Origin of the sequence: Frigoribacterium sp. UYMn621, assembly GCF_040549525.1 — a bacterium.
Taxonomy (GTDB): Bacteria; Actinomycetota; Actinomycetes; order Actinomycetales; family Microbacteriaceae; genus Lacisediminihabitans.
Genome location: NZ_JBEPTM010000004.1, coordinates 197301 through 210389, shown reverse-complemented (window position 1 = coordinate 210389; position 13089 = coordinate 197301). Strand labels below are relative to the sequence as shown.

Annotated in this window: 9 protein-coding genes; 6 read left to right on the top strand and 3 right to left on the bottom strand. The window is 67.6% G+C overall.

The features are described from left to right. Window positions 1–341 precede the first annotated feature (341 nt). The 4 genes from ABIB54_RS09285 (at window position 342) to ABIB54_RS09270 (ending at window position 5558) form a co-directional block, all read left to right on the top strand. Window positions 342–1691 carry a DUF2510 domain-containing protein gene (locus ABIB54_RS09285; RefSeq protein ID WP_354575243.1) on the top strand — a complete coding sequence of 450 codons (1350 nt, stop codon included), beginning with the start codon at window positions 342–344 and terminating at the stop codon, window positions 1689–1691. A 96-nt stretch (window positions 1692–1787) separates the two neighbouring features. Next, window positions 1788–3107, top strand: coding sequence for a DUF2510 domain-containing protein (locus ABIB54_RS09280; RefSeq protein WP_354575242.1), 1320 nt, complete (start codon window positions 1788–1790; stop codon window positions 3105–3107). Between the two features lie 68 nt (window positions 3108–3175). Then, the gene (locus ABIB54_RS09275) at window positions 3176–4651 is read left to right on the top strand and encodes an MFS transporter (RefSeq protein ID WP_354575241.1); all 1476 of its coding nucleotides are present in this window, start codon (window positions 3176–3178) and stop codon (window positions 4649–4651) included. Window positions 4652–4667: 16 nt separating this feature from the next. Continuing rightward, on the top strand, window positions 4668–5558 hold the full coding sequence (locus ABIB54_RS09270; RefSeq protein ID WP_354575240.1) for an aminodeoxychorismate lyase: 891 nt from the start codon (window positions 4668–4670) through the stop codon (window positions 5556–5558). Between the two features lie 34 nt (window positions 5559–5592). On the opposite strand, the gene ABIB54_RS09265 is transcribed toward ABIB54_RS09270, so the two are convergent. Continuing rightward, complete coding sequence (locus ABIB54_RS09265; RefSeq protein ID WP_354575239.1) at window positions 5593–5997, bottom strand: hypothetical protein; 405 nt, start codon at window positions 5995–5997, stop codon at window positions 5593–5595. Between the two features lie 351 nt (window positions 5998–6348). Between ABIB54_RS09265 and ABIB54_RS09260 the strand changes: the two genes are divergently transcribed. Further along, a complete protein-coding gene (locus ABIB54_RS09260) occupies window positions 6349–7758 on the top strand; it encodes a maltokinase N-terminal cap-like domain-containing protein (RefSeq protein ID WP_354575238.1) in 1410 nt (469 codons plus the stop codon). Between the two features lie 47 nt (window positions 7759–7805). On the opposite strand, the gene ABIB54_RS09255 is transcribed toward ABIB54_RS09260, so the two are convergent. Continuing rightward, the gene (locus tag ABIB54_RS09255; protein WP_354575237.1) at window positions 7806–10013 is read right to left on the bottom strand and encodes a DEAD/DEAH box helicase; all 2208 of its coding nucleotides are present in this window, start codon (window positions 10011–10013) and stop codon (window positions 7806–7808) included. Window positions 10014–10379: 366 nt separating this feature from the next. Here ABIB54_RS09255 and ABIB54_RS09250 point away from each other — a divergent pair, with 366 nt between their 5' ends. Beyond that, the gene (locus ABIB54_RS09250; protein ID WP_354575236.1) at window positions 10380–11342 is read left to right on the top strand and encodes a phosphodiesterase; all 963 of its coding nucleotides are present in this window, start codon (window positions 10380–10382) and stop codon (window positions 11340–11342) included. A 22-nt stretch (window positions 11343–11364) separates the two neighbouring features. Here the strand turns inward: ABIB54_RS09250 and ABIB54_RS09245 are convergent, their stop codons facing one another. Continuing rightward, window positions 11365–12924, bottom strand: coding sequence for a stealth family protein (locus ABIB54_RS09245; RefSeq protein ID WP_354575359.1), 1560 nt, complete (start codon window positions 12922–12924; stop codon window positions 11365–11367). Window positions 12925–13089: the final 165 nt, after the last annotated feature.

Sequence of the window (13089 nt, the reverse complement as noted above, 5' to 3'; positions counted from 1 at the left end):
TGCATTCACTGTGGCTCCATTGCCTCGTGGCTTTTCACCGCGCCGTTGTCCGATGCGGTCCGCGGTCCAGCACCGCGCTGGATATCGCGCTGGCGGCTCGATTGTGGCAATACCGCCGAGACGAGCTTAGCGATTCGTGAAAGGGATGGATGGTCTGTGGCACGACCCGGAAAACGGCGTGGACTGCGCCCCCAACTGGGGCCAGCAGAGGGCCAGAAACCCCCGGTCAGATGCTGTTCCGGGCGATAGGTTTAGCACACCCGAATGTTTAGCGTTACCCCGGAGAGCCCGTACTGGGTATCCATAGTTCCCAGGTAAAAGAGCCGACTTCAGGAGGGCAGATGTTCGAGGACGACGTGACAGTGCCGGCCGGCTGGTACCCGGACCCCATGGGTCTGCCCCAGCTCCGCTGGTGGAACAATCACGCCTGGACCGAACTCACCACGGAGGCCGGCCCGCCATTGGTGGTGCAGACCGCGACTCGCCTCGCCTATGCGGATGACGAGCTGCCGACCCGCCGCCAGCAGCGTGAGCAGCGCGAACGCGACGAAGAATACGCCACCCTCGCCACCGACGAAGGCGACGCGAGGGATGCGGCGGCGGCCCACTCTCCGCTCACCGTGACCCTGCGGGAGATCGATCCCCCGGCATCCGCCGATGCTGACGTCGATCGCGATCGCGATCTCGATCTCGATTTCGATGACGACCCCCGCTCCGCACCGGCGGCCTTCGACCACACAGAAGACGATGACGACGCTGTCGACCCGGGCGATCGCGCTTCCGCCTCGCTTCCGACCCCCTCTGCAGCCACACGAGCCGCCTCCGGGGGTCCGACCGGGCCGATAGAGAACGTCGACACCATCGACTACGACTCGATCGATGCCTCCCCTCTGGACCTCACACCGAAGCCCTCCGCACCCGGCAATTCCGAGTCCTTCGAAGCGTTGTTCCGGCCTCGTTCGGCCGAACCCGCCCGCGAGGAGTCCGCCGCCCAGCGAGAGCGGGCAACCCCCGACTCTCCACTGGATGACCCCCGGGAGGCGTACGGCGATGATCGTGGTCGCTCTGCGGCGAGGTTGCCGATCTACACCGCGCCGGTCTGGATCATCTCCCTCGTCCCCCTGCTCCTCCTCGTCTTCAGCCTCCTGCTGCTCCTCGGCCTCGGCTCCAGCCTCAACATGTGGGTCACCCCCGCAATCTGGGGCACCTCCTACCTCGCCGTCGTCATCCTCGCCATCGCCGACCGCGCCGCCCTCGGACGCGCCGGATACGAACACCGCGCCAGCTGGGCCTGGGCCCTTCTCACCGCCCCCGTCTACCTCCTCGCCCGCTCCATGAGCCTCTCCAAAGTCGGCCCCCTGGGATTCGCCCCCGTCCTCGTCTGGGCCGCCCTCGGCATCCTCCAAATCGAATCCGTCCTCGTCGTACCCGGCCTCATCATCTCCGCACTGCCCCACGTCTTCGCCATCCAAGCCGAACAATCCATCGCCTCCGACGCCTCCATCATCGGCGCGGACATCACCGTGGACTGCGCGAAGAACCTGCCGGTGCTCGTGGGCCAGACCTTCGACTGCGTGGCGACCAGCGGCAAGGATCACTACAACCTCACCGTGGTGCTGCAGCGCACCAACGGGTGGATCGACTGGCACGTGAGCGACTGGGGCTACCTGCATGGAGCACCGACGACCTGAACTCCCGCGCGGGGATAGAGCACCGGTTCCCGACCCCGCGTCAATCGAGAAAATACTGCGGGATGCCGCGAAGACCGAATTCCCACTAATCTGGCCATGAAGCCGACTGCGAGAGGGCAGATGTTCGAGGACGACGTGACAGTGCCGGCCGGCTGGTACCCGGACCCCATGGGTCTGCCCCAGCTCCGCTGGTGGAACAATCACGCCTGGACCGAACTCACCACGGAGGCCCGCCCCCCGCTGGTGATGCAGGTTCCCACCCGTCTCGCCTACGCCGACGAGGAACTCCCCACCCGCCGGCAGCAGCGCGAGCAGCGGGAGCGGGACGAGCAACAGTCGGCACTCCGCACCGACGAAGACGACGCGCGGGATGGCGCGGATCGCCGGGCACCCGCCAGCGTGACCCTGCGGGAGATCGATGCCCCGGTTTCCGACTCGCCCGTCGAGGAACCCATCTCCGAGAGCACCGTGACCGCGGAGGCCCTCGCCGCCCCACCCTCCGCAGCGACGAGCACCGAGCCCGCGACCGCACCGATCCCCGCCGCCCCGCAGCGCGCCCCGATCTCCGACGCCCCGCTGCACGACCCTGTGGACGATGAACCGGTGGACGATGAACCGGTCGATGATTGGGCCGGCGCCCGGGAAGTGTTCGTGCCCCGCACCGCATTCGGCGCGACCGAGGGCTCTGTCTTCGGCACGCCGGTGACCGCCGAGAGCGCACCGGAAGGGCCCATCCGACTCGACGACGGGGCCGACCGTCGTGAGGTTCGCTACAGCGATGATCGTGGTCGCTCTGCGGCGAGGTTGCCGATCTACACCGCGCCGGTCTGGATCATCGCCCTCGTCCCCCTGCTCCTCCTCGTCTTCAGCCTCCTGCTGCTCCTCGGCCTCGGCTCCAGCCTCAACATGTGGGTCACCCCCGCAATCTGGGGCACCTCCTACCTCGCCGTCGTCATCCTCGCCATCGCCGACCGCGCCGCCCTCGGACGCGCCGGATACGAACACCGCGCCAGCTGGGCCTGGGCCCTTCTCACCGCCCCCGTCTACCTCCTCGCCCGCTCCATGAGCCTCTCCAAAGTCGGCCCCCTCGGATTCGCCCCCGTCCTCGTCTGGGCCGCCCTCGGCATCCTCCAAATCGGATCCGTCCTCGTCGTACCCGGCCTCATCATCTCCGCACTGCCCCACGTCTTCGCCACCCAAGCCGAACAATCCATCGCCTCCGACGCCTCCATCATCGGCGCGGACATCACCGTGGACTGCGCGAAGAACCTGCCGGTCATCATCGGCCAGAGCTTCAGCTGTTCCGCAACGAACGCGAAGAGCGATCCATTCACGATTTCGGTCTCGCTGCAGCGCACCAACGGGTGGATCGACTGGCACGTGGACGACTGGGGCATCTACACGCTCTCGCGCTGACGCTCCGCGGGTCCTCCTCCCCGCTCAGCGAGGCGGGAGGATCGCCCGGTGAGGATTAGGGTGAAACGATGCCCCCTTCCCCGGACCGTTCCCTCACGACCGCCGAGCGTGCCCGCCTGAGCAAGCGGCCGAGCGACCGGGCGATCACCACCACGCTGGCTCTCACCGGCCTCATCGCGGCGTTCATGCAGACTCTCGTCACGCCGATCATCCCGCGCCTGCCCGACTTCCTCGACACGACGACGGCGGATGCCACGTGGGTCCTGACCTCAACGCTCCTCGCCGCCGCGATCTCCACGCCGATCAGCGGCCGCCTCGGCGACATGTACGGCAAGCGGCGCGTCGTCATGGTGCTCCTGATGCTCATGGCCGGCGGATCCATCATCTCCGCGCTCTCCAACACCCTGATCCCGATGATCGTCGGGCGGGTGTTCCAGGGCGTCGGGCTGGGGGTGATCGCCCTGGGGATCAGCATCCTGCGCGACGTCATCCACCCCCGGAACCTCGGCGGCGCCGTCGCCCTGGTCAGCGCGACGCTCGGCGTCGGTGGGGCCGTCGGACTTCCGGTCGCCGCCCTGATCGCCCAGAACTTCGACTACCACTACCTGTTCTGGCTGGCCACCGCCCTCGCGATCGTCGCGATCGTGCTTGTCGGCTCCATCGTGCCGGTATCGACGCTGCGGGCCGGCGGACGGTTCGACTTCCTCGGCGCGGTCGGATTCGGCATCGGTCTCGTCGGTATCCTGCTCGCCATCTCCAAGGGCAGCGAATGGGGATGGACCAGCCCGACGACGCTCGGCCTGCTGATCGGAGGCGTCGTCGTGCTGGTGGTGTGGGGAGTGGTCGAACTGCGCACCACCGATGCGCTCGTGGACCTGCGGGTGGCGGCCCGACGACCGGTGTTGCTCACCAACCTCGCCTCGATCTCTGTTGGCTTCGCCTTCTTCATCACGACAGCGGCGCTGCCCGTGCTGCTCGAGGCTCCGACCAGCACCGGGGTGGGGCTCGGCCAGACGCTCATCGTGTCGAGCCTCTGCCTGATGCCTCTCGGACTCGTGATGTTCGCGATGTCACCCGTGGCCGCTCGGCTGTCCGCTGCCCGCGGTCCTCGCACCAGTCTCATCCTCGGCGGCCTGATCATCACCGTGGCCTTCGCCATCGCCATCTGGCTGCACAGCGAGATCTGGCACGTCATCCTCGTTTCCACGATCGTCGGCTTCGGCGTCGGTTTCGCCTATTCGGCGATGCCGACGCTCATCATGCGGGTCGTGCCCCCCACCGAGACGGCAGCGGCCAACGGTCTCAATTCGGTGATGCGCACCCTCGGATCGACGATCGCCGCGACCGTGGTCGGCCTTATCATCTCCTCGCACCTCGTCATCTCCGGCGGTGCGGCCATCCCGACGAGCGAGGCCTTCCGCATCATCTTCACGATCGGAAGCAGCGTCGCCCTCGTCGGTGCGATCGTGGCATTCTTCATCCCCCGCCGTGGCCGCGAATACGGCGACACCGCCAGCATGCCTATCACCCTCCCCGAGCGCTGAGCGGCAGAATGGCACAGTGCCCTCCTCTGCCCTGATCCTGCTCAACCGGCCATCGGCTTCGGCCCCTCCGCACCGTGTCGGCGCACCGGATCTCACGGAGTTCGACCCGCTCGATCCGGTGCTCAGTGCTCTGGACCTCGCCGCGACCCGGGGAGATGGCATATTCGAGACGATCGGCCTCGGCCAGGGGGCACCGCAGGCGCTCGAACACCACCTCCGGCGGTTCGGTGAATCCGCGCGACTGCTCGAGCTGCCGGCACCCGATGTCGCGGCCTGGCGTGCGGCGATCTTCGCCGCGATCGCCGCGATCGACCCGGTGGAAGAGGCTTCCGTGAAGATCGTGCTGAGCCGAGGCGTCGAGGGCGACGACCGCCCCACCGGCTGGGCGTTCGCGAGCGCCTCTCCGGACCACAGCGCCGCTCGCGGCGACGGGATCTCCGTTGTCACGCTCGATCGCGGATACCGGCACGACGTGGAGACCACCTCCCCGTGGCTTCTGGCCGGGGCGAAGACGCTCAGCTACGCGGTGAACCGCGCGGTGATGCGGGAGGCCGCCCGGCGCGACGCGGACGACGTCATCTTCGTGTCGAGCGACGGCTACGTGCTCGAGGGGCCGACGTCGACAGTGGTCTACCGGGTGGGCGACCGCATCCTCACCCCGGGGCCGAGGCTCGGCATCCTCGACGGCACGACCCAGTCGAACATGTTCCGGTACGCCGCGAGTCAGGGGCTGCAGACGGGTCTCGCCCAGCCCTCACCCGCCGACCTCGGAACGGCGGATGCCGTGTGGCTGGCATCGAGCGTTCGCCTGGCCGCGCCGGTGAATCGTCTCGACGGGCTCGACTTTCCCGTCGACCGCGAGTTGACCGCGGGAATGAACGCCTTCCTGCTCGCGGTGCGCGAATAACCCTCTCCACGGCCAGCCCACCCGGGTTCAGGTCTCAGGCCGCGGCGCGCACCAGCCGCAGGAGGGCAGCGGCATAGGCGTCGGCCGGCTCGGCGGCTTCCCACTCGGTGCGTTCCCCGGTGACGACCAGGGCAACGGTGTATCCCGTGGCTGAGCGCGAGAGCGACTCGAAGGTGCCGCCGAGAAGCTCGCGCAACTGGTCTTCGCGCGGCAACCAGAGGGCATCCTCGATGGCGACCGAGTCAAGGGCCCACTCCGTTGTGCCGTTGAAGCCGAGAATCGTGCCGGTCTCGAACTCGTGGGACTCGATGGTCATATCGCTCACGACGAAGACATCACTCTCGAACCCTTCACGGGTGATCACGAAGGAGTCACCCGAGACGGGGCGCCAGCGCACCCCGGCGGAGCGGAGATCATGAGCGAGGGATACGGAGATCATCTGCTCATTATGAGGCAGTGAGTTGGGCGAACGGCGGGTCCTCAGCCTGCTCCCCAGGACGGGTCCATGGGGGCGACGACTTCGTTTCTGCGAGGGCCGAAGATCGGGCATACCCCCGTATCCCGCCTTGCGACTCTCGCGAAGTCGCCGCCACCCAGGTGTCCCCCGGTGGTGCTACCTAGAACAATATGGGCTGATGAGACGCGTGTCTGCCCCCAGAGCGGGGTTCACCCGAACAGGGGGCACTTCGAAGCCGCCGCATGTCAAGGGGTGCCCGATCCGCTGTGCGCTGCGTAGGGTAAGGAGAGTCCTATCCTCGGCGCTCAGCGCCCCCAAACGCTGGAGGTGCCCGTGGCCGGCGTTCCCGACTATCTCGAATCCTGGATGACGAAGCAGCGCTGGTACGCCGGCAAGTCGCGCGCACCACAGCTCCAGGTCATCGGCGGATTCGGGCTCGCCGCCCCGAACAGTGCAGCGGTGATCCGCGTCTACCTCGTGCTCGATGACGCCGAGCATCCCCTGCTGTACCAAGTGCCGCTCACAGAACGCAGCGAACCGCTCGACGGCGCCGAGAACGCGCTGGTGGCCTCCTTCGACGTGGAGAACGGTCGACGCTACATCTACGACGGCCCTCACGACCCGGCCTTCGCGGAGGCGCTGCTGCGCATGATCCTCGATGACGGTGAGGCTCACGAGACCGATGGCCCGGCGGCGGCCAACAGCGGCGGCCCGCTCGTCGCCCGTGGGCATCACACGCCCGACTCCGCCCCGGTGCAGTTCGTCTCGTCCCGCGTGTTGGGCGGCGAGCAGTCGAACAGCTCCATCATCTTCCAGGTGGCGAGCCCCGACGGCACGCCGTCAACCCCGATCATCTGCAAACTCTTTCGAGCAATTCATCACGGCGAGAATCCGGATGTGACGCTCACCGAAGCTCTCGGCGCCGCGGGCAGCACCGTCGCTCCACGATCTATCGGGCACGTCACCGGCCTCTGGACCGACAGCGGGATGGCCGAGGGAATCGCGACCGGCCACCTCGCGTTCGCGCAGGAGTTCCTGCCCGGGGTCGAAGACGCCTGGAGAGTGGCCGTGCACGCGGCCGAGGTCGGCGAAGACTTCACCGAGCGTGCCCGTGCCCTCGGCGTGACGACGGCGGAGATGCATGAGACCCTGCGTTCGGCGCTGCCCTCCCGGGCCACTACCCCCTCGGATATCGCCACGACGGTCGCGAGCATGCGCTATCGCTTCGAGCTCGCGGCCGCGGAGGTGCCCGGTCTGTCGGAATACCACCCCGCCCTCGAGCGGGTGTATCACGAGGCCGCAGCCAGCCCGTGGCCGGCCCTTCAGCGCATCCACGGCGACTTCCACCTCGGTCAGGTGCTCGCGGTACCCGGTCGCGGCTGGGTCGTGCTGGACTTCGAGGGCGAACCGATGCGCCCGATGAGCGAGCGTTCGCTCCCGGACATCCCGCTGAGGGATGTCGCGGGCATGCTGCGATCCTTCGACTATGTCGCCGGATCCTTCGCCCTGTCGCATCCGGGCGAATCCGCGGCGGCCTGGGCATCCGCCTGCCGACGGGCCTTCGTCGACGGCTACATCGAACGCTCCGGCCGGGACCTGCGCGAACACCGGGCCGTGCTCGACGCCTTCGAGATCGACAAGGCGCTCTACGAAGCCGTCTACGAAGCCAGAAACCGCCCGGGCTGGCTCGCCATCCCCACCCTCGCGATCACACGCCTCATCGAACGCTCGGCAACGCCGTAACGGTGCGCGAATCCCGGCTCAGAACCCGCACACGTGCGTGACTCGGGTCAGCTGCGGTCCGCCGCGGCGATCGCATCCTCCAACAGTGCGACGAGGGCGTCGAGCTGCACACTGGACTCCCCCGCGACGTCGGAGTCGTCTCCGTCGAGAGCACGGGCGGCGAGGCCGGCCTTGCTGTCGATCAGCTCGGCGATCTTGGCGTCGATGGTCTGAGAGGCGATGATCCGCCAGGCCGTCACCGGCTCGGCCTGGCCGATTCGGTGCACCCGGTCGATCGCCTGGGTCTGCTCGGCGCTCGTCCAGCTCAGTTCCGCCAGCACGACGTTCGACGCGGCCTGCAGGTTCAGGCCGACGCCCGCGGCGGTGAGGGAGGCGACGACGACCGAGACCTCTGGATCGTTGTTGAAGGCATCCACCTGTTTCTGGCGGAAGGCGGCAGTCTGGTCTCCACGGATCGAAACCGTGGTGAGCCCGCGCTTTGCCAGGGTCTCTTCGGCGATGTCCATCACGTCGATGTGCTTCGCGAAGAACACGACCTTGCCGACGGAGCGCGCGAGCTGCGCGGTGTAGTCCGCGGCGAGCACGGCCTTCGCCTGTCCGATCTTTCGCACCATGGTGAAGACGTTCTCGCCGGTCTTCGCGGCCTTCGATTCCTCGAGCTCGGCCTTCGCGACCATCCGCACGAGCTCCGGATAGGGGATGTCGGCAGTCTCGGTGCGTGCCTTGAGCAGGGCACGGTAGCGCGACAGGAGCCGGAGCCCGAGTTCGCGCTCGGCCTGGCGGATCGACCGGCCGAGGTCGTCGTCGAGTTCCACCGGGAGGTCGGCGATGCGCTTGGAAGGCAGGTCCGCGGCCACATCGATCTTCTTGCGGCGCACGATCCCCATGTCGATCACCGTCTGGCGGGCCTCGGCGAAGAAGCCGAAGTCAGCCGGGGTGAGGCCGTTCTCCTCGAGCTCCTGCATCAGCCGTGCCGTCGGTTTCTCTCCGTCGATCCAGCCGAGGAACTGCCAGATCGCCCGGAAGTCCTCGATCGTGTTGATGAGCGGGGTCCCGGTGAGGGCGATCATCAGCGCGCGCGGCGAGCGGGCGCGGACGCTCTTGGCGAGAGCGAGCACGTTCTTCGAGCGCTGCGATTCGCGATTCTTGATGAAGTGGGCCTCGTCCACCACCATGCCCTTGAATCCGAGGGTGCCGAGCCAGCCCATGTGCCGGTCGAGCACGTCGTAGTTCACGATCACCACGTCGGCGAAGGCGTCGAGATTCTCCCCCGAACCGTGGATGACCGTCGCGGAGCGTTGCGGCGTCCAGAGTTCGACCTCGCGCGCCCAGTTCATCTTGACGACGTTGGGCACGACCACGAGCAGCGGATAGGAACCCGAGACCTGCGCGGCGAGCAGCGCCTGGGCGGTCTTGCCGAGTCCGGGCTCGTCGGCGAGAAGGTAGCTGCGGTGACCCTCGCGGGCGCTCGCGATGAACTCTGCCTGGTGGTGGAAGAGCTCGAGACCCACTGGCACCCTGAGGTCGGCGGCAGTCGGGTCGGGGAGGTCCATGCTCGCGACCTGTCCACCGGAGCCGTATTCGAAGGCCCGGAAAAGGGGCTCGAGCAGCTCCCAGTTGGCCAGTCGGTGCGTGACCGGCGCGACCTTCACGCTCTGGCTGAAGTCGGGGGCGAGGAAGGGGTTGGAGAGCTGTCGTGCGATCACCGATTGCGGCACAACCTGCCGTTCGGCCGCCGGCACCACGGGGTCCGGCTCTTTCACGATGATCAGTTCGTCGGGCGAGAGTTCGGTTCCCGCCGCGATCAGCATGTCCCGACGCAGCGTGCGCGCGGCATCCGTGACGGCGGTCTCTTCGGCGAGCAGCTGGATGAGGGAGGTATCCCGTGCGGCGGTCTTGGCGAGAATCGTGGCGACACCGTCGAGACGCTTGAGCACCTCGGTACGCTCGGCATCGGTCACCTCGCGGTCGGCCTTGGCCCGCGCACGCTCTTCGCGCATCAGCAGGGCGATCACCTGGAACTTGGTGCGGTTGGATGGCCCGACCTTGCCGCGCTCGGCGGCCCCCTCGACCTCTCGCACCGCGCGGGCCAGCACCGGGATGACGCCGGCGTCGTCGGTCCCCCGCGAGCGGCGCTGCTGCGACTTCTGCTGCGCCGGCTTCTTCGCCGAGGATCGGCGAGTCGACTTGCCGGAACCACCCGTATTCTGGGCGCTCTGGTTCTGGGCGGACTTTCCCTGGCCGGACCGAGCCATGCTTCTCCTGCGTCTCTGAGCGCCGTCTGCGCGTCGACCGATCTCCCCCTGGGGAGGTGTCCCTCGAATTCAGGGACCGGCTGGCCGCACGCGAACGTGCCAATGGTGACCGAGCAATCCCGAGTGGAGCCGCCCGAAGCGGGCAACTCAGTCGGACCGGTGAAGAGTCAGACAGTGGTGAATCGGACCACCGGGTGCCGAGAAGTCTCAGGTACCCGTGGCCGAGGCCACACGCGGGATGAACGGGTGCTGCACTCAGTTTAGGCCGTCCCCAGTCCCTTCCGTGCACGACTCTCCCCCGATTTGGGGTAGGGATCGCCGCAGTTTGTTCACCCCCCGGCCAGCTTGGAGTGATGGGATTGGCACATGTCCGGTTACACGGCCCAATATCCACGGCCCGACCACTTCATCGTCCACCTGAGCGATACCCATTTCGTGGCCGGCGGTGCGGGGCTCTACGGAGGCTCGGTCGACAGCGAGACCTACCTGCGCCAGCTCTTCTGCGAACTCGATGCCTCCGGAGCCACCCCCGAGGCGATCATCATCACCGGGGACCTCGCGGATGTCGGCGATCCGGTGGCCTACGAGGAGCTGAAGGCGATCGTCGAGCCGGCCGCCCTCCGCTATGGCGCACAGGTGGTGTGGGTGATGGGCAATCACGACGACCGCGGCGCCTTCCGTGAGACCCTTCTCGGCCAGCATCCGTCCTCGGCTCCGGTGGACCGCGTGCACTGGGTCGGCGGACTGCGCATCATCGCCCTCGACTCGACCGTTCCCGGCCACCACCATGGTGAGGTGACGGACTCCCAGCTCGACTGGCTCGCCGAGGAGCTCGCCTCCCCCGCGCCTCACGGCACCATCCTTGCGATGCACCACCCGCCCATCCCGAGCGTGCTGGATCTCGCCGTGCTGGTCGAGTTGCGCGACCAGGCCGGTTTGGCCGAGGTGCTTCAGGGATCGGACGTGCGCAGCATCATCGCCGGTCACCTCCACTACTCCACCAACTCGACTTTCGCGGGCATACCCGTCTCGGTCGCCTCTGCGACCTGCTACACCCAGGACCTCAATGTGCCGGTGGGAGGCACCCGCGGCCGCGACGGCGCGCAGGCCTTCAACCTCGTGCACGTCTACGAGAACACCGTGCTCCACTCTGTGGTTCCCCTCGGCCAGGACGCCGCGGTGTCCTATGTCGATGCGGCGGAGACCGCCCTGATCCTCGCCCGCCACTGTGTGGAGTTTCCCGCCAGCGGCACCCGTCCGGCACCGGTTGAGGCGCCGATCACCGACGAAGAGCTTCACCCACCGACGCGCGAGTTGGCCATCGTCTGACCCGAACGTGCGGAGGGCCGAGCTAGGACTGCGGCTCGACCGCCGGTCCGTCCGCGTCGACGACCGGCCGCTCCCACGGCGCCGCGATCGGGTAATACGAGTCGAGGAACGAGCGAACGGCCGCCGCACGCTCCTCGGCCGTCAGCTCGGGAAAACTGCCGTCATTGAGACAGAACATGTCGATGTTGCGCTTCTTGAGCAGTGTCGTCATCTCGGCGAGCCCCGCACGCATCGTCGTGTCGACGTACCTCACCGTTGCATCCGTCTGGGCGACGGCCCGACCGGTGACCCAGGCGTAGTAGTGGTAGAGCGAGTTGGTGACAGAGATGTCCGTCGCCGAGCGGAAGGTGCTCGCCGCGGTACGCCGGAAGTCTTCGGGGAATTCGGCCTCCAGCTGCTGCATGACGGATTTGCGCAGAGGAGTCGGGGTGTGTTCGAGATGACGGGTGATCGTGCGCCCGAAACGCTCCTGGATGAGACGCCGATTGACCCTCGCGGCGTTCTCGAAGCCGCTGCGAGCCAGATTGGACTCGCCCATGCCGATGCGAGTGGTCGCCTCGATGAACTTGGTCACTCCACCCGGTGAGAAGAACATGTCGGGCGAGACCGCGCGGCCGAAGAACATGTCGTCGTTGGAATAGAGGAAATGCTCGCTGAGGCCCGGGATGTTGTGCAACTGGCTCTCGACAGCCTGGGAGTTGTGGGTGGGAAGCACCGAGGGGTCGGCGAAGAATTCCTCACTCGGCACGATCGTGACCCGGGGATGCTCGGCGAGCCATTCCGGTCGCGACGAATCCGTGACGATGTAGATGTTTCGCACCCACGGCGCGAAGAGGTAGACGGAGCGCAGGGCGTACTTCAGTTCGTCGAGCTGGCGGAAACGCGCGTGAGAGTCGTCCCCCTCGCCGACCACATAGGCCTTCATCCGGCGGGCACGGGCTCGCTGCCACTCGATCGCGGCGCCGTCCACCCAGGAGAAGACCAGGTCGATGTCGAAGTCGATGTCCTGCGCCTGGGGGGAGAACATCCCCTCGAGGGTCGGCCAGTCCTGTCCGTAGAGGGCGACCGTGCCGCGCACGGCTTCCTCGCGCGGCAGTGTCACGCGCATCAGGGCGTTCTCGTCCGGCGCGAGGTAGGCATCCGCCGTGGACTTCCACAGCTCGAGACGCACCCCGGTGCCCGCTCCGTAGCGCAGGGCCCCCTCGGCGGTGATACGCGGACGGAACAGGACGACGGCCCGCGTCTTCGGGTCCTTGGCGAGCCGGCCATCGGCGAGCAACACGGTCGGGCCGCGTGAACCGTCGGCCGGCTTGGAGTAGAAGGGTTCGTCGACACAGGCTCGGGCGAGCGCGGTGCACAGCACCTTTCGGTCCCGCCAGTCGACCGCGAGCACCGGGCGGCTGTCGTTGCCGCGCACCAGCAAGAAGTCGATACCGGCGACATCCAACACGGAGCGCACGAAGAGCAGGTCTTCGACCATCGCCTCGTGCGGCGTCGCGCCCGTGTTGAGCAGCGCGAGTCGCCCCTTGGCGAGCACCAGGTCGGAACGGAGAGTGAGCGGGGGCAGCACCGATTCGCCCATCGGAAGCCCGGATGTCTCTGCCCTTGCCTGCGCCGCGAGGTGCGCCGGAACGTGCGGAAGACCTTGGTTCGTCGTCTTTTCGGTCACTGTGAGCCCAATCGTTCGAGCCCGATCCGCTGCCGTCGTGAGGCGCGGATCTCCAGCCTCGCCCATTTTAGCGCGTGC